The sequence below is a fragment of the Actinomadura sp. 6N118 genome (genome assembly GCF_044326415.1).
GTDB lineage: Bacteria > Actinomycetota > Actinomycetes > Streptosporangiales > Streptosporangiaceae > Spirillospora.
In genome coordinates, this window is sequence record NZ_JBIRAZ010000029.1 from 72,031 (window position 1) to 88,021 (window position 15,991).

Sequence of the window (15,991 nt, forward strand, 5' to 3'; positions counted from 1 at the left end):
GCTACCGACACACTCCGTAGGCCTGGCGGCCGCGCGGGCCGGTCGCGGCCCGAAGGAAGCCGGTATCCGGGTCGACACCGGCGGCGCAGACCTTGCCGAGGGTGGACGCCGGCACCACGTCGAGCCGGTGGCCCTTCCGCTCCAGGCCGACGAGCACCTCGGGCCCGAGCGAGCGTTCCGCGACCAGCACGCCCGGCCGGGAGGCGCGCGGCGCGAACGACTGCGCGAAGTGGTCGATGTTGACGGCGGGGAGCTCGGTCGCGGCCTGCGGTTCCAGCCCGAACTCCGCGATCGCGAGGAACACCTGGAGCGTCCACTGGTCCTGCTGGTCACCGCCCGGCGTGCCGAACGCCAGGAACGGCTCGCCGTCGCGCAGCACGATACTGGGGCTCAGCGTCGTGCGCGGACGCCGGCCGGGTGCCAGCGAGTTCGGGTGGCCGTCGACGAGCCAGGCGGTCTGGCCGCGGGTGCCGAGCGGGAAGCCGAGATCGGGGATCACCGGTGAGCTCTTGAGCCAGCCGCCGCTGGGCACGGCCACGGCCAGGTTTCCCCACCGGTCCGCGACCGCGACGGTGCAGGTGTTCCCGGCGCCGGCCTGCGGCGCCCCGGCGGTCACGGTGGGTATGCCGCTGCGCAGCTGGGTCATCCAGTCCGGCTCGTCGGCGCCCGGCTGCTCCGGTTTGGCCTGCGGGATCCAGGGCCGGCCGGGGCCCACCCGGCCGGGTTGGGGGTCGAGGGCCGCACGGTCGCCGATCAGCGAGCGCCGCCGCGCGGTGTACTCCGGCGCCAGGAGCTCGGCCATCGGCACCGGTGTGTGCGCCGGGTCCCCGTACCAGGCCTCGCGGTCGGCGAACGCGAGCTTAGCCGCCTCCGCGAGGGTGTGGACGTAGTCGACGGTGCCGAGCCCCATGCTGCGCAGGTCGCAGCCGGACAGGATCGCCAGCTGCTGGAGGAAGACCGGGCCCTGCGACCACGGCCCCGGCTTGTAGACGGTGAAGTCGCCGTACGGCAGCGCGCACGGTTCCTCGACGGCAGGCTGCCAGGCAGCCAGGTCGTCGCCGGTGAGCAGGCCGCGGTGCCGGCCGCCGGTGGAGTCGAGCACCTCGGTGGTACGCGCGAAGCCGTCGATCGCGTCGGCGACGAAGCCCTCGTAGAAGGCCGCCCGGGCCGCCTCGAGCTGGGCCTCCCGGTCGGTCGACGCGGCCCGCGCCTCGCGCAGCAGCCGCTCGTAGGTGCCGGCCAGCGCGGCGTTGCGCATCCGGGCGCCGGCCGCCGGTACCGCGTCGTCGGGCAGGTAGGTGCGCGCGGACGCGGTCCACTCCGTCCGGAACAGCGGAGCCATCGCCGCGACCGTCGCCGCGGCGCCGGGCAGCAGCGGGTAGCCGCCGGAGGCGTACCCGATCGCCGGTTCCAGGACGGTGGCCAGTGGCATCGTGCCGAACTCGGCGAGCAGGCGCATCCAGGCGCCGAACGCGCCCGGCACGGTCGCGGGGAGCAGGCCCGCCGCGGGCATCTGCTCGATGCCGAGCGCGCCGAACCGCTCGATGGTCGCCGCCTGCGGCATCGGGCCCTGTCCGCAGATGACGCGTACCGTGCCGGCCGAGCGCGGGTAGACCGAGATCACGACGTCGCCGCCGGGCCCGTTCGAGTGCGGCTCGATCACCTGGAGGGCGAAGCCGGCGGCCGCCGCCGCGTCGAAGGCGTTGCCACCCCGGTCGAGGATGCCCATGCCGACGGCGGACGCCAACCAGTGCGTCGAGGCCACGGCGCCGGAGGTACCGGTGAGCTGGGGTCGCAGGACGGTCATCGTTGGGTTGACCCGGTGAGCAGCAGGCCCAGACAATACGTGCCCGGTTCGGCCTTGCGGGTGACGAAGTGGTGCACCGTACCGGCCGGGATGAAGAATGTCGCCGGCGAGGTCAGCGTGTGGTGGCGTCCGTCGGCGACCACCTCGATCACGCCACCGCCCGGATTCGGTGACAGCAGCAGATAGATCTCGGGACACTCGTGGGTATGCGGATCGGCCACCGGCTTTCCCACCTTGTCGCTGAGCTCGCCGCCGGCCAGCTCCAAGCACAGCCCGCCGTACATGTCGTCGGTCAGGTAGAACGGTGTGGGTGCGTAATGTCCGGGAATCTCGCGGAACAGCGGAAGATCCATTCGGGCGGCCGGGGCGGCGGCCGCGACTGCGGAGCTTGCGGAAGGGGCGTCCATGGGGTGTTCCTCCGGGTACGGCCGCGCCGGCCGCGTCGATGACGGATCAGGCTGGGGTCAGGTGGAAGATGAAGCTAAACGCGGGAAGTTCGATGAGCCGCTGATCAGCGAGACGCCAGCCGCTCTCATCGATCACCGAGTACCACTCGTCGAGCGTGGGCAGGTACTGGTCCATGATCGCGTGCACGGTCTCGAAGCCGAGCGTGAACATGGGCAGGTCCGGGCCTTCGACGCCGACGGACCGACAGGTGTCGCCGAGGAGGAGGTTTCGTCCGTTGGGGAAGGTCTCTCGGAGCTTCTGCAGTGTCTTCACGCAGTTGTCCCGTGGCCAGAAGTCGTGCCCCATGAGGAAGCAGGTGACCAGTTCGGCGTCGGCGTACTCCGGCCTCGGCGACATGTTCAGCACATCATCCCGAAGCAGCGTGATCCGGTCCGTTAGGTTCGCATCCCGGACCGCCTCTCCCGCGACCGTCAACGCCCCCGGGGCGATATCGACCCCGATGGCCCGGATCGCGGGTTGCCGCTCGGCCAACATGATGATCCGATCGCCGCTGCCACAGCCGAGATCGGCGACGGTCGTGTAGTCGATACCGTCGAGGAGATCCCGCAGCGGCGGGTCGAAGAAATTGCGGGCGATGCTCCGGCAGGCCACGCTGATCGCCCGCGAATCGCGGCGCATCTGGCGGTCGGCGCGTTCATCGGTGCGAACCAGGGTGGTGAGATCGGTGAAGAGCTCGCCACAGCCCCTGGTCAGCCAGTAGAAGAAGCCCCTGGTACGGAACGCCTCGTCGAATCCCGGTCCGCGCCGGGCCAGGTTCGGCCCGGCGTCGACGACCACGATCCTGCGGCTGGACAGCGCGACAAGGATCCGGCGAACCGCCTCCGGGTGGGTGCGGGTGCGGGCGGTGAACTCGGGTACGTCGACAGCGTCCCGGTCGGCTAGCTCGTCCAACAAGCCGATGTCCCAGGCCGCGCTGAGAGCGGCTGCGGCCACGGCACCGTTGAAGGTATCCGCACAGTATCGCGCTTCCTTGGGCAGATGGGTTGTCGCGGCGGTCATTTAGTCCTCAACCTTTCGCATCGTGGAGCTGGTCCGGACCGTTCTCGATGGGTGGGCCTGGGTGGCCGGCGCGCTCACGAAGCTCAGGATCTCCAGGACGCAGTCCGTCAGTCCCGCCTTGCGTCGCATCACGTCCGGGGTCCGCAGGCGGGGCGGTTCCTCATGCGCGCTCGGCGCGAAGGAGGGGTACAGTCCGTTCGCGGTGATGTCGAGAAAGATGGCGTGCAGTCGGCGGACCAGCTGGCTGCCGACAGCGAGCGGGGAGACGGCTGCACGGCTGGTCAGGAAGATGCCGTCGTACAGCCACATCAAGGTGTCCCGGGGGATCTGCTGCCGGCCCTTCGGCTTGGGACTCTGCAGCAAGGACACCTCGCCCGAGGACAGGACCTTGTCCGCGATCCCCTCGTGAACCTGCTCGTTGAGTTCGCACTCGTGGCGCAGGGCTTCCGCCACGGTGCCGGAGCCGATCGTCACCTTGCCCCGGATCAGCGGCCGGACCGGTGGATAGTCGCGGGCCCAGGCGCCGGTGAGATTGACGTGCTGGCGGGCCATCGGCATCCGGATGACCGGTCCGTAGATGTGCCGGGGGGCGGAGCTTCCGTACATCAGCATCAGCGAATAGCCGCACACCAGCAATCGCGCCTGCGTGGCGAGCTCCTCGTGTTCGACCCGCGCGGCCTCGCTCTCCCGCAGGATGGCCCCGAGCATCTGCCACAGCAGGAAGGTGGTCTGGTGGGCGGTGATCCACCGGAACCAGAACAGACGGTCGATGTCCTCGGCACTGTCCGGACGCAGGTCGTGGACCGAGGCGGGTGACGCGTGCGCCAGCCGTTCCCGCAGTTCCTCGATCTGCATCGGATCCACGGGCACTGTTCGGGGTACCCATCGGGAGGGCAGGGCCAGCGGCTCGAGCCCGTAGGGATGACCGCCGAACTCCCATTCCGCGCCGGACGGGAGGGGGGTGACGACGGCCGGTGCCTCAAGCGGATGCATCGGCGGCATCCGTTCCCTCGGAGATATCCGGAAGGTGGGTGAATTCGAGCTCCAGGCCGTTCACATCGTACGCGTAGAAGCTCTGCATGCCCTGACCGTCGATGTCGATCTCGGTGGCCGGCTCGGCGCGAGCGAAGGTGAAGCGGCCCGATTCGTACAGCTCCCGATACCGGCCGCGCCACAGTCGCAGCTGTTCCGGCGTGTCGACCCGGATGCACAGGTGCTGGAACTGGTTCACCTCGCCGGCCGGTGGCCCGTGCGTACCGCGGTCGCGGGTGAACAGGTGCAGGCGGATGTCGCCCACGGCCACCTCGACCACGCGGGTCAGGCCGGGGAGCCGCCGCCGGCTCAGGTCGGAGAAGCCGCCGCTCATCTCCCAGGAGACCGTGCAGCCGAGAAACTCCCGGTACCAGAGGACGGCGTTCCCCAGGTCCATCGTCTGGATGCCCACGTGGTCGATCGCCCCGGTCAGCGGAACCGGGCGGGCGGAGGGCTTGCCCGGCGCGGCCACGTCAGATGTGGTTGGAGCCAAGGTTCTCTCCTGTCTTCGGAGGAGTTCCGCATTTCTCGGGCAGCCGGCGGCTCGCGCGGCTACGTGTAGGGGGACCGTTCGATGGTGAAGTAGCGACGCAGCTCCTCGATGTGCCGGAGGGCTTCGGTGTCCTCGCAAGCGCGCGCGATGTCAATCATCGTGCTCCACACGAAGTCGTCGCCGCCGTCGTACCGGTAATGCTTTTTGATGACGATGCTGAATATCTCGTCGACCGTTTCCATTGTCATGACGTCGGCGAGCCGCAATAGGCTGGCGCGGTCGGCATCGGTGACCGGTGGTCGTTTGACCATTCGGTCCTCCGGAATGCCGGCGTCGGCGCTGTGGCCCGGGATCGTGATCAATGGCTTCTCGGACGGCGCGTTCACGAAGTCGAGCATGAGGTGGATCCGCGCCTCGGTGGAGAGCACCGCTAGCGAGTGGATCACTGAGGCGTCGAGGAACCAGATCTCGCCCCGGCGCATCCGGTACACGGTGTTGCCCTCGCTGAAGAAGCAGTTCTCGTTGGTGGCGAGGGGGATGTGCGCCCGGTGGGCGTTGCGGGTGTCGTCCGGGATGTCGCTGAGCTCGAGCAGGTCCCGGTGCGGCATGGCCACGCTGTTCTGTACCTTCGCCAGCCGCACGAAGTTCAGCCGGTCCAGATCGACAACCGTGCTGATCAGCTCGCGGAGATAGGGAAGCTGGTTGCCGTACTCCGTGAACGCGCCGGGCTGGCGGTGATCGTATTTGGTGACCACCCCGTCGCCATCGGCTCCGCCCGGGGTCCAGAGCATGCAGCTCCTATAGGCGCCGCGGGAAACGTAGTCGCTGTGCGCTTCGGACCACGGAAGTGAATCGCTGTGCTCGAGGTCTTTGGCGAGGCGGACGTCATCGAGTGGGGTGTCCGCTACATAGTGGGTTCGCATCGGATCACGCAATCCCTCTCAGCCGAATTCGGGGCTCTTCCGATACGCTAGGCGACTCCCACTTTGGTACGCAGGTCACGTGTTCCGGTGACGATCCAGATCCTCGGCCACTTTCTCCAAGATCTCCACCTTTCCCGAATAGGGTTCGCTGCGCCGAGGCCAATGCACGACGATATCCGTAATGCCGGCTCCGGCGAATCGGCCCGCTGCATCGAAGAACGCCGCCGGCGACTCGAGAACACCGCCCACGGACGGGCCGCAGACCAGCAACCGGGCCACCGTGGCCGGGTCACGGCCGACCTCCACGCAGGCCTTCTCGAGCGCCTCCACCTGCCGGCGGACGACGGGGAGCGCCTGTTCGTACGGCGCGCTCTCGACCCGGTTGGGCTCGCCCGTCGTCACCCAGTACGAGCCGTACTGGGCCGCCAAGCGCATGCCGCGGGCCCCGCCGGCGGCGACGGCGAACGGGACGCGGGGCCGCTGCTGGCACAGCGGGTACGAATGAACCTCGTCGGCGACGTAGTAGCGGCCGTCGAAGGTGGTGACCGGCTGCCGCAGGAGCGAGTCGGTGAGCCGCACGTATTCCGCGAACCGCTCGGTCCGCTCCCGCCGGCTCCACGCGGTCCGGCGGGTCATGGTGGCGTCGAAGCCCTCGGCACCGGCGCCGAGACCGAGGATGAAGCGGCCGCCGGAGATGTCCTCGATGGCGGCGACTTCCTTGGCCAGGTACACCGGATGTCGCAGGTTGGGCGAGGCGACCAGGACGCCCAGCCCGATCCGTTCGGTCTCCACGGCCGCCGCGGTCAGCGTCGGGACGAGGGTGAACCAGTCCTTCGCGCGGAACGCCCGCCAGTTCAGGTGGTCATAGGTCCACGCGTGATCGAATCCCATTTGCTCGGCCCGGCGCCACTTCACGCGCGCCGTCTGCCAACGGTCCTCCGGGACGATCTGGATGCCGAATCTCATGTGTTTTCCTTCATCCGGCCAACCTGGATCGATGTTGAAGTTTTACCGGAAAGGTTCTCCGGATCGAGGTGCCGTTTGAGCGAGCTTCTCCGCGTCACCGGTCGTCAGCGTGTCCAGAACCGTCCTCCAGTTCTCGTCCAGCGGTTCCAGCGGTTCCAGCGGTGACGGAAACCTTCGTCTCGGGTGGGCACCCTCCGTCGCGGATCGTCGCGGCCACGTCGCGCAATGTCCCGTCAAGGAGTTTCGTCAGGTCGGGCGCGGTTCGCAGGATCGCCTGGCACTCGTCGCGTAGCCGGAACGTGAGGATCGAGTGGCCGCCGAGCTCGACGAACGTGTCCAGGACGCTGATCGGCGACCGCCCCAGGACCCGCCGGTAGATCTCGACGAGGGTGGCTTCCAGCTCGTCGGCGGGGGGCACGACCGTACGCTCGGGCTCGGTCGACGCCTGCCAGATCCTGATCAGCTCGTTGTGGTCCAGCTTTCCGTTCACCGTCGCCGGAAGACGGTCCACGGGCACGACCTGCGCGGGCCGCATCTGGCGGGGCAGTCCGGCCGCGAGTTCGAGGAGCGCCGCGGGGTCCAGGTCGGCGGTGGTGCGCCCGCCGGCGGGGACGACGAAGGCGAGCAGGCGGGGCGGCGACCCGTGGGCGATCACCGCGCAGTCGCCGACCGCGGGGTGAGCGGCCAGCACCGCCTCGACCTCACCGGGTTCGATCCGCAGGCCACGGATCTTGACCTGCCGGTCGATCCGGCCGAGGTGCTCCAGCGCGCCGTCCTCGCGAAGCCGACAGAGGTCACCGGTGCGGTACATCCGCGACCCCGGCGGCCCGTGGGGATCCGCGACGAACCGCTCCGCGGTCCTGCCCGGCTGCCGCCAGTAGCCGTCCGCCAGGCCGACAACACCGCTGATGTACACCTCCCCGGGCGTGCCGACCGGGACAAGATCGAGATTGGTGTCCAGGACGGTTGCCCGGAAGTTGTCCGCGGGACGGCCGACCGGAACGACGACGCCGTCCCAGCCGGGCTCGATGACGTTGTCGGTGACCGAACCGGCCTCGGTGGGACCGAAGGCGTTGACGAGGGTGCTGCCGGGCAGCGCGGCGTGGAAGGCCGCCGGGATCCGCGGGCTCATCGACTCGCCGCCGCACACCACCCACCGCAGCGCCTGGGCCCCGACCCGAGACATCTCGTCCAGGAAAGCCGGCACCAGCGTCGTCACCAGGAAGATCATCGACACGTCGTGGTCCCGGATGAGTCCGGCGAGGTGCCGCGGATCGCGCTCGCCGCCGGGCCGGCAGATCACCAACCGCGCCCCATGGTAGAGCGGCCAGAAGATCTCCCAGATGTGGACGTCGAACCCGGCGTAGGTCTTGTACAGGGCCGTATCGCCGAGATGGAACGGGTACTGGCGCTGCATCCAGAAGACGTTGGCCAGGGTGCCGGCCGTGCGGGAGGCCACGCCCTTGGGGCGGCCGGTCGTCCCTGACGTGTAGAGGATGTGGACCGGCTCGGAGACCACGCCACCCGGGCCGCCGTCGAGATCCGGATTCGTCGCGGGCCGGCCGGACCATGTGCGCTCCGCGTGGACGTCGTGGATCTCCCACGCGCCGCCGGGCAGGCGAGCGCGGCAGGCCGGATCGGTCAGCACGTGGCTTGGCGCCGAGTCCGCCAGCATCAGGGCGATGCGCTGGTCCGGCAGGTCGGCGTCCAGGGGAACGTAAGTGGCGCCGGTCTTGGCCGCGGCGTAGAACGCGACAACCTGGTGGATGCCGCGCTGGAGGAAGACGCCTATCCGAGCACCCGGGCGGGCACCGCGCTCGCGCAGGTGGTGGGCCAGCCGGTTCGCGCGCTCGTTCAGCTCCCGGTAGCTGACCGTGTCCCCGTTCTCGTCCTGCAACGCGACCGAATCCGGGGTTCGCTCCGCCTGCGCCTGGAACGGTTCGGCCATCGTGCGGTATCGGATATCCGGGTTGCGCTGTGGGTTGAGGCCGTGCAGGATCCGCTCGCGTTCCTCGGCGCCGACCAGCGGATGGTCGAGCATCGGCCGATCGGGTTCGTTCGCCATGTTGGTCAGCAGTTGCAGGAAGGAGCGCGCCCAGGCCTGCGCGGTGGGGAGGTCGGACGAGCCCGTCATGGTCTCGACGTACAGCTGCCGGCCGGCCCGGACGAACAGGATCGTCACGGCGACCGGTTCGTCGTCGCCACCCGGTCCGGGCACGATGGTGCACCGCGGCCGGCGGGCCTGCCGGAGCGCCTCGCGGAAGTTCAGGGACAGGTCCGGGGCGCCGGTCGCCCCAACGATCGCCTCGACCGGCCCCCGGGTGACCCGGATGCGGCAATGGGTACCCGGGCGTGGCAGCCGCTCGGCCAGTACACCGGCGCAGAGGGACAGCGGGTCGAAGTCGTCCACGCCGGCCGCCCGAGCGAGGGAGTGCAGGGTTTCCAGCACGCCGTCCGGTAGGGCGATCGGTCCGATGCAATCCGTTGTGGACAGATACCCGCTCACTGCGCGCTTCCTTCGAAGAGTCCGCAGGCGTAGAACCCCGGCGCCAGGGACTGCGCCATATACGTCTGTCCGGGCTGAATGCCGAACCGCTCGTGGTAATCGGCCAGGTTGATCATCCAATCGGCGTTTCCACAGTGTCCGTAGGCGGCGAGCGTGTCGGCGAAGTGCAGGGTGTCCGGGCGCAGACCGACGGATGTCGCGTTGAATAGCGTCAGCGGCTTGTGCAGGTTGGCCGCGAACACCTTGGATATCTGTGCCTGCTGCCGGCCACCGGCCCGGAGCACCGCGGACAGCGTCCGTTCGGCGACATCCTTGCGCGAGACGAACGTGTCGCGGCCGCGCAATCCCTCCGGGTCGATCTTTATCGCGGACGAGACCAGCCGCACGAGTCCCGGCCGGCGGGCCAGCAGGCAGCTCGCGGCCGCGTCACCGAATATCGCGTAGGAGAGCACCCGGTCGCGGTCGTGCGGCACGAAGTCCACGGCGACGACCACCACGTGGGTCGCCTCCGGATCGGCCAACAGCCGCTGACCGTGCCGAAGCGCGGTCAGCGAGCTGCAGCACCGCTGATAGGACATGACATGAGGGACGCAGTCGTCCATTCCCAAGGCGAGTAGCACTCGGCCCGCGAAGTCGGACGGCAACAGAGCCAAGGTCGGGTCGCTGGTCGCGAACACAAGGTGGTCGATGTCCGCGGCGGCGACGCCGGCGTCCCCGAGGGTTCGGCGCACGGCGTCCACGACATAGTCTTCGACCGGCCCGGACATTTTCCGGTACGTCGTACATCCCATCTCACGGAAGTCGGTGCCGAACGACACGGTCTCCCAGAGGGCGCCGAAATCAGGGATGTTCTCCGGCTTGCATTCCACATTGCCGAAGGCGCACGCGAACGAGCCGATGCCGATGTCTTCGTGATCCGAGATCATGGTTCCCTTCGATCGGCCGAGGGTCGGGAATCGCCGGGCCCGGCGAGGTGGCGACGTCAGGACCGAGCCGGTTCGACGCCGATCGCATCGATCTCGCGGAGTACGGAGACAATGCCGTCGATGTCGTTGAGCAGGGGGACCCATTCCGGGCGGACTGTGATGGTGCCGTCCGTGTACTTCTTGATGTAGTTCATCAGCACGATGATCATGTTGAGCGAGCTGATGCCCAGTTCCTGCCGCGACCGCGCCCGGACGACCTGCTCGTAGGTGAGACCGTCGCCGAAAGGTTGAGTCGCGAGGATCTCGGCGAACCTCTGCCGGTAGTCGTCAGTGGCCATCGGACTCGACCTTCGGGAAGGGGAAGCCGTTGAGGTTCTCCCGGTACATCCGGTTGTGCCCGTACTTGTCCTCGCCGGACACCATGACGCATCCGTGGTAGTCGAGGTCGATCGCGTCGCCGAACCCGCTGAGACGGTTGATGTGCTCGTAGACCCGCACGGACGGCGATACGTAACGCGACGCCAACCCCACGCGCCTGGTGGCACTCGTGTTGGGGTGCGAGCCGTGGACGCACTTGGCCAGGAAGATGACGAACTGGCCGGGCTTCAACTCCATGTCGACGATCTCGTGACTGTTCGGATCCCAGTCCTTGTCAAGCTTGAGCTCCGCGTAGTCGTAGCCGAAGAAGTCGTGGGCCTTGTTCTCGACGTTGTACGTCATCGGCTTCGTCTCGTCGTAGTACCACTGTTTGTGGCTGCCGGGCAGGAAGCGTAGGCAGCCGTGCTCCTTGTCCGCCTCGGAGAAGGCCGTCCAGACGGTTAGCTCCTGCGTGGCGGCCGTGGACTCCTCGGTGTAGCGCAGCGAGGGATACGAGCCGGTTTCCGACTCGTTGTACACAGTGAATGCCTCGACCTGGTGCCAGCCCGTTCCCGAGTCGCCGGGCTCCTTCTCGAAGATGTGCGTCTTCCAGCACATGATGTCGTCATCCATGAGGCTGCGAAGCTTGTGGACGATCGTCGGGTGGGCGATATGCCGGGACAGCGCTTCACAGTCGAGATGGCGGTCGTAGTTGATGATGGTCGAGTCGTGCGGCTTGTTCTCGGACGTGACCATATCGATCATGGCCTGGCTCCAGATCAGCGGAGCCTCTTCCTCGGAGTAGAGGTCGAAGGGGCCGATGAATCCGTTCTCCGTGAAGAACTGGACTTGTTCGGCCGTCAGACCCTGGGTCACCTTTTGGACAACGCTTTCAGCCACCGTGATTCCCTCCTCGTAATGACCGTGATCGCTGGTCGGACGTGTCTGACGTCAGCCGCCACGTTGAGCACACCGTAGGGTTCCGCCGGCTGGGGCGTCTTGTCACCGGAACCAGGGTCGGGCCGCCGCCCCCGGGATGGATGCCGTGCGCGTCACCGGGCGGCGTCATGCAATCTCCCTGATGAGCGACACGGTCTCCGATTGTTTGGGCAACCGGGTGTTTCGGCTCTCGGCGGCAGGTCGGCCGAGCAGCGCAGCCCGGGTGAGTTCCGCCTTGTTGCCACCGCCGAGCTTGACCCGGATGCGCTTGACATAGGTGTCGACCGTATGCGAGCTGATGCCCAACCGGGTGGCGATCTGACCGTGGGTCAGGCCACGGGAGATGTGCCGCAGCACCTGCTCCTCGCGCTTGGACAGGTGGTAGCCCGATGTGTCGGCGTGCAGCGCGGTGGGCTCGCCACCGGACTCGGCCGGCCAGACGCGGCTTCCGGACGTCACCGCCCGGATCGCGCCGATGATGACCTCGCAGGACTCCAGTTTGCTCACGACCCCCAACGCTCCGGCCCGCATGTACATCTCGGCCTCGATGCAGTCCGAGTTGCTGAGGACCAGGACCGGCGCGCTCTTGGCCACCTCGGTGATATGCTTCAGGTCGTCGGGTATCCGAAGCGCGTCAACGTCGATCAAAGCTGCATTCGCGAGGCAGGACGCGTCCACTGCGGGCGAGGTTCGCATGGCGACGACCTTGATGCCGGCCTTAGTCAGCGTGTGGACCAGGCCGATGAGGAAGATGGGTGAATTGACGAGAATGTCGGTTCGGACCATTTTTCGCCCCCGTCTTGGATTCTGTTCCTAACCGGCGACTGGATCTCTGCGCCGGTCGCTGCCGTCGCAACCGCCGCCAGCCGTCGTCTTGGTCGGTCAGCAACTTAACTCCTTCTTACGTCGTCCATGGCGGCCGAACACAGCCACCCCCGCACCGACGAATGCAGGGAGTTGATCAAAGATACGGGCCGACGCTAGCATTGGGAATCAGTCGAACGCTTGTCGCTGCTTTCGGGGACCAGTCAAAGCGAAAGCGCATGGTGCCACGGCGTTGGCGGCGGCCTGAACGAACGGTAGGCTCCCGGCCAGGCGTGATCGCACCTTGACACATCCCGGGGGCGAAACTCATGAGCAGCCTTGAGTTCGAAACTCGACAGAACGCCACCCCCGTCGCCGTGGCCGAACGGGAGGCGCTGCTGGCGAACCTGGGCTTCGGGCGGACCTTCACCGACCACATGGTGTCGATCAGCTATTCCGACGGCAAGGGCTGGTACAACGCCCGACTCGAGCCCTATGCCCCGCTGCGGATGGACCCGGCCACCGCGGTGCTGCACTACGCCCAGTCAGTCTTCGAGGGGCTGAAGGCCTACCGCGCGCCCGACGGCGGGGTCGTGATGTTCCGGCCCGACGCCAACGCCGCGCGGTTCGTCAGGTCCGCCGAGCGCATGGCGATGCCGCCGCTGCCGCCGGAGCTGTTCCTTCATTCCCTGCGAGTTCTCATCGAGCAGGACCGGGATTGGGTTCCGGGCAGCGGGGAGTCCAGCCTCTACCTGCGGCCGATCCAGTACGCCTCCGAGGTGTACCTGGGGGTGCGGCCGGCGTTGGAGTACCAGTTCCTGGTGCTGGCCTCGCCGGTCGGGGCGATCTTCGCCGGTGAGGCCAAGCCGTGCTCGATCTGGCTGGAGCGGGAGTACAACCGGTCGGGCCCCGGCGGCACTGGTGCAGCCAAATGCGGGGGCAACTACGCCTCCAGTCTGCTGGCCCAGGCCGAGGCCATGCGGCACGGCTGCGAGCAGGTGGTCTTCCTCGACGCCACGGAGCACCGGCACTTCGAGGAGCTCGGCGGCATGAATGTCTTCTTCGTGCTCGGGGACACGCTGGTCACCCCGCCTCTGACCGACACGATCCTGCCGGGTATCACCCGGGACTCGGTCATCACCCTGGCCCGGCACCGCGGGCTCACCGTCGAGGAGCGGTCGTACTCGATCGACGAGTTCCGGTCCGACGCCGCGAGCGGTGCGCTGACGGAGATGTTCGCCTGCGGTACGGCGGCGGTGATCACGCCGATCGCCCGGCTGCTGTCCGCTGATGGCGAGATCGTCGTGGGTGACGGTGGGTCGGGGCGGGTGACGACGTCGCTGCGCTCCGCCCTGCTGGATATCCAGTACGGCCGTGCCGAGGACGAGTTCGGCTGGGTCCAACGCATCGTCTGACCCCACGCCGCCGGCGACGGTCAGGTGGGGAGTTTCCGGGCGGCGGGGATACCGTGGCCGGGGGTGGTACGCAGCAGCCAGGTGGGGTTGCCGACGCCGACGCCGACGCCGACGATGGCGCCGGCTCCGTCGCGCACCACTGGCCGGAAGTACTTTCCCTCACTCGGCCAGAGGTCGAGGTTCCATTTCCCGCCGGTCATGTTGCTGACCTTGATGGAGCGCACGGAGGTGGCCGGCTTGGTGTCGCTGGCGTAGTCAACGGCGCCGATGACCAGCTCGACCAGTCCGGCGGCGGGCAGGCCGGAGCCGACGACCATGACCGGGACGGTCTGCGCGGATGTCAGCAGCACGCCGCCCATCGCGCTGACGCCGTTGACCGTGACGTCCAGTGTTCCCTGGAAGCCCTTGGGGTTGACGAACCACGCCCGTCCGGCGCGCAGGGCGGTCAGCAGGGAGGCCAGCGGCTGCCCGCAGCCGGTCTCGACGATGTCGCAGCCCAGTCCCTTCTCGGTGACCAGCAGCTTGGCCAGGGCCTCCGGGGTGTTGACGTCCCCCTCCAGCGGGTGGTTGTAGCACACCTGCCGTACGAGGGAGATCTCCAGCGAGGACTTCTGCCGTATGCCGGGAAAGCGGAGGCGTTGGCGTCCATGATCTCCTGGCGGAGGGCCAGAGCGTCCTGGCCGGCCCGCCGGGCGCGGTGGATGCGCAGGCGGTCCACGACCACCGTGGCCCGGGCCCCGTTCCGGCTGCGGGCGCCGATACGGAGGTTGTACAGCGCGTTGTCGCGAGCGTTGAGGTCCGGCCAGAGCGCGGCGATGTCGTCCACGGGCTTGAGGGTGAGCCGCTTCCACGCGCCGGTGGCCAGCGGTAGCTTGACGGTCCCGACCAGGCCATTGGCCGAGCGCGACGGCTGGCTCACGCCGCCCACGCGGTAGAGCAGCGTGTACTGGCCGGCCGCGCGCCCGTGGCCGGGTGGTGCGAGAGGTGATCTCGACGGCGAGCTCGGCGTCCACGCTGACCTCCTGTGCGAGAACGTCCAGGTCGAGCGAGGTGTTGCCGAGATTGGTACCGCAGGCCGAGCCGAGACGCCAGCCGCGCGGCAAGCGGCAGGTCACGATCGGAGAACGCCAAGGTGCCGGCCGGGGTGCCGGGCCGCGAGCGCGGCGGTGCCGACCGCCTCGTCGGTGACGTCAATGAGCTCGCCAACCGCTGCCAGCAGCTCGGCCAGGCCGTCCGGCAGGTCTCCGCCGGGTGCGGCAAACAGCAGTTCGTAGTCCCCGGCATCGGCGGCAAGCTCGATCGGCGTGGCGCCCCCGGCCGTGTAGACCACGACCACTGGGCTGGTCATGTGCGGGCGAGCGGGGGACCGGTGTGGTCCCGCCGCGGGGGCAGCGATCGGTAGATCTGCTCCAGGCCACCCAGGGCGCCGCCGAGCCGGGGCAGGGCCGCGTACACCGGGTCGCGGCGCAGGATCGCGTCGACCTCGCGCAGCCGCCACATCGGCGTCCGGGGGAACAGGTGGTGGACCAGGTGGAAGCCCTCGCCGTCCTTCTCACCCAGCAGGAACCGGGTGCCCAGTCCGTAGACCCGGTTCCAGGACATGTAGATGTCGATCCGGGGGGACGTCTCGATGAGCGGAAAGTGCTCCATCAGCTCCGCCAACGCGCCGATCCACACCTGCGTGGTGACGAGCGGCACGAACCAGAGCAGCAGCAACCAGGGCCACCAGCCGCCCAGGACGGCCCAGGCGAGCACCGCCGCCAGCAGGGTCACCCGGAGCACCCGCTCGGCCGGGCGCTCGCCGGCTGTCATGATGCGGTGCCGCAGCAGGTAGAGCACGTACGAGGCGGTCGCCCGAGGCGTTATGACGCGCCACAGGTACCGGCGCAGCGCCCGGCGGCTCAGGTCGTCCCCGCACAGCCCGTTGTCCCGGTACTGACGGTAGTCCGGGTCCCGCTCCGGGTCACCCAGTCGGCCGTGGTGCTCGCCGAGATGTGAGGCCCGGTAGCCGGTGTAGCTCTGCAGCACGGGGTATCCGCCGAGGACCGCCCCGATCACGCTGCCGACCCGATGGTTGGCCATGAACGCCCGGTGCGTGGCCATGTGCAGCATGCCGGCGATGCCCCGCTGCCGGCCGCCGATGAAGAATATCGCCACGATGTACACCGGCACCCCCAGCCACCAGGGGGTGTGCCGCCACGCCAGCACCGACGCTGCGCACCAGACGGCGATCCAGGTCCAATGCTCGACGGCCTCCAGCGGGCCGTGCCAGCTGTCCGGTCGGGACACCGCCCGGACCGCGGCGAGGATGTCCGGCGCGAAGCGGTACCGCTCGGCGAGATCCGAATCGGCCACG

The 15,991-nt window shown here is 68.6% G+C and carries 16 protein-coding genes; 1 reads left to right on the plus strand and 15 read right to left on the minus strand.

Annotation, left to right across the window (positions count from 1 at the left end):
* Position 1 precedes the first annotated feature (1 nt).
* The 12 genes from ACH34W_RS47840 to ACH34W_RS47895 form a co-directional block, all read right to left on the minus strand.
* Positions 2 to 1,807, minus strand: coding sequence for a gamma-glutamyltransferase family protein (locus ACH34W_RS47840; protein WP_151565993.1), 1,806 nt, complete (start codon positions 1,805 to 1,807; stop codon positions 2 to 4).
* Entirely contained in the window at positions 1,804 to 2,160 is a 357-nt protein-coding gene (locus ACH34W_RS47845) for a cupin domain-containing protein (protein WP_395967919.1), read from the minus strand. Before ACH34W_RS47845 ends, ACH34W_RS47840 begins: the two co-directional genes overlap by 4 nt.
* Positions 2,161 to 2,260: 100 nt before the next feature.
* The gene (locus tag ACH34W_RS47850) at positions 2,261 to 3,274 is read right to left on the minus strand and encodes a class I SAM-dependent methyltransferase (RefSeq protein ID WP_151565995.1); all 1,014 of its coding nucleotides are present in this window, start codon (positions 3,272 to 3,274) and stop codon (positions 2,261 to 2,263) included.
* The gene (locus ACH34W_RS47855; RefSeq protein ID WP_395967920.1) at positions 3,275 to 4,267 is read right to left on the minus strand and encodes a hypothetical protein; all 993 of its coding nucleotides are present in this window, start codon (positions 4,265 to 4,267) and stop codon (positions 3,275 to 3,277) included.
* Positions 4,254 to 4,799, minus strand: a complete 546-nt coding sequence (locus ACH34W_RS47860) for a VOC family protein (RefSeq protein ID WP_225993752.1) — start codon at positions 4,797 to 4,799, stop codon at positions 4,254 to 4,256. The genes ACH34W_RS47855 and ACH34W_RS47860 overlap by 14 nt, the downstream gene beginning before the upstream one ends.
* 59 nt (positions 4,800 to 4,858) lie before the next feature.
* Positions 4,859 to 5,590, minus strand: a complete 732-nt coding sequence (locus ACH34W_RS47865; RefSeq protein ID WP_395967921.1) for an aspartyl/asparaginyl beta-hydroxylase domain-containing protein — start codon at positions 5,588 to 5,590, stop codon at positions 4,859 to 4,861.
* 207 nt (positions 5,591 to 5,797) lie between these two features.
* Entirely contained in the window at positions 5,798 to 6,688 is an 891-nt protein-coding gene (locus ACH34W_RS47870) for an LLM class flavin-dependent oxidoreductase (RefSeq protein ID WP_395967922.1), read from the minus strand.
* 94 nt (positions 6,689 to 6,782) lie between these two features.
* Positions 6,783 to 9,194, minus strand: a complete 2,412-nt coding sequence (locus ACH34W_RS47875; protein WP_395967923.1) for an amino acid adenylation domain-containing protein — start codon at positions 9,192 to 9,194, stop codon at positions 6,783 to 6,785.
* Entirely contained in the window at positions 9,191 to 10,120 is a 930-nt protein-coding gene (locus ACH34W_RS47880) for a hypothetical protein (RefSeq protein WP_395967924.1), read from the minus strand. The genes ACH34W_RS47875 and ACH34W_RS47880 overlap by 4 nt, the downstream gene beginning before the upstream one ends.
* A 56-nt stretch (positions 10,121 to 10,176) precedes the next feature.
* Positions 10,177 to 10,458, minus strand: a complete 282-nt coding sequence (locus tag ACH34W_RS47885; protein ID WP_395967925.1) for a hypothetical protein — start codon at positions 10,456 to 10,458, stop codon at positions 10,177 to 10,179.
* Positions 10,448 to 11,377: a chlorinating enzyme gene (locus ACH34W_RS47890; protein ID WP_395967926.1), complete on the minus strand. Its 930-nt coding sequence runs from the start codon at positions 11,375 to 11,377 to the stop codon at positions 10,448 to 10,450. Before ACH34W_RS47890 ends, ACH34W_RS47885 begins: the two co-directional genes overlap by 11 nt.
* 165 nt (positions 11,378 to 11,542) lie before the next feature.
* On the minus strand, positions 11,543 to 12,202 hold the full coding sequence (locus tag ACH34W_RS47895) for a DNA-binding response regulator (protein ID WP_395967927.1): 660 nt from the start codon (positions 12,200 to 12,202) through the stop codon (positions 11,543 to 11,545).
* 347 nt (positions 12,203 to 12,549) lie between these two features.
* Between ACH34W_RS47895 and ACH34W_RS47900 the strand changes: the two genes are divergently transcribed.
* The gene (locus tag ACH34W_RS47900) at positions 12,550 to 13,635 is read left to right on the plus strand and encodes a branched-chain amino acid aminotransferase (RefSeq protein WP_395967928.1); all 1,086 of its coding nucleotides are present in this window, start codon (positions 12,550 to 12,552) and stop codon (positions 13,633 to 13,635) included.
* Between the two features lie 20 nt (positions 13,636 to 13,655).
* On the opposite strand, the gene ACH34W_RS47905 is transcribed toward ACH34W_RS47900, so the two are convergent.
* From ACH34W_RS47905 to ACH34W_RS47915, 3 genes are all read right to left on the minus strand, one after another.
* Positions 13,656 to 14,213, minus strand: coding sequence for a hypothetical protein (locus ACH34W_RS47905; protein WP_395967929.1), 558 nt, complete (start codon positions 14,211 to 14,213; stop codon positions 13,656 to 13,658).
* Positions 14,214 to 14,746: 533 nt separating this feature from the next.
* Positions 14,747 to 14,983 carry a hypothetical protein gene (locus ACH34W_RS47910; RefSeq protein ID WP_395967930.1) on the minus strand — a complete coding sequence of 79 codons (237 nt, stop codon included), beginning with the start codon at positions 14,981 to 14,983 and terminating at the stop codon, positions 14,747 to 14,749.
* Positions 14,980 to 15,990 (minus strand): fatty acid desaturase, encoded by a 1,011-nt coding sequence (locus tag ACH34W_RS47915; RefSeq protein ID WP_395967931.1) that lies wholly within the window; start codon positions 15,988 to 15,990, stop codon positions 14,980 to 14,982. Before ACH34W_RS47915 ends, ACH34W_RS47910 begins: the two co-directional genes overlap by 4 nt.
* Between the last annotated feature and the right edge of the window lies 1 nt (position 15,991).

Excerpts from the sequence above, each read along its gene's own strand:
- ACH34W_RS47870 (WP_395967922.1), bottom strand. The coding sequence starts at position 6,688 with ATGAGATTCGGCATCCAGATCGTCCCGGAGGACCGTTGGCAGACGGCG.
- ACH34W_RS47865 (WP_395967921.1), bottom strand. The coding sequence starts at position 5,590 with ATGCTCTGGACCCCGGGCGGAGCCGATGGCGACGGGGTGGTCACCAAA.
- ACH34W_RS47910 (WP_395967930.1), bottom strand. The coding sequence starts at position 14,983 with ATGACCAGCCCAGTGGTCGTGGTCTACACGGCCGGGGGCGCCACGCCG.
- ACH34W_RS47840 (WP_151565993.1), bottom strand. The coding sequence starts at position 1,807 with ATGACCGTCCTGCGACCCCAGCTCACCGGTACCTCCGGCGCCGTGGCC.
- ACH34W_RS47900 (WP_395967928.1), top strand. The coding sequence starts at position 12,550 with ATGAGCAGCCTTGAGTTCGAAACTCGACAGAACGCCACCCCCGTCGCC.
- ACH34W_RS47885 (WP_395967925.1), bottom strand. The coding sequence starts at position 10,458 with ATGGCCACTGACGACTACCGGCAGAGGTTCGCCGAGATCCTCGCGACT.
- ACH34W_RS47850 (WP_151565995.1), bottom strand. The coding sequence starts at position 3,274 with ATGACCGCCGCGACAACCCATCTGCCCAAGGAAGCGCGATACTGTGCG.
- ACH34W_RS47855 (WP_395967920.1), bottom strand. The coding sequence starts at position 4,267 with ATGCATCCGCTTGAGGCACCGGCCGTCGTCACCCCCCTCCCGTCCGGC.
- ACH34W_RS47845 (WP_395967919.1), bottom strand. The coding sequence starts at position 2,160 with ATGGATCTTCCGCTGTTCCGCGAGATTCCCGGACATTACGCACCCACA.
- ACH34W_RS47895 (WP_395967927.1), bottom strand. The coding sequence starts at position 12,202 with ATGGTCCGAACCGACATTCTCGTCAATTCACCCATCTTCCTCATCGGC.
- ACH34W_RS47880 (WP_395967924.1), bottom strand. The coding sequence starts at position 10,120 with ATGATCTCGGATCACGAAGACATCGGCATCGGCTCGTTCGCGTGCGCC.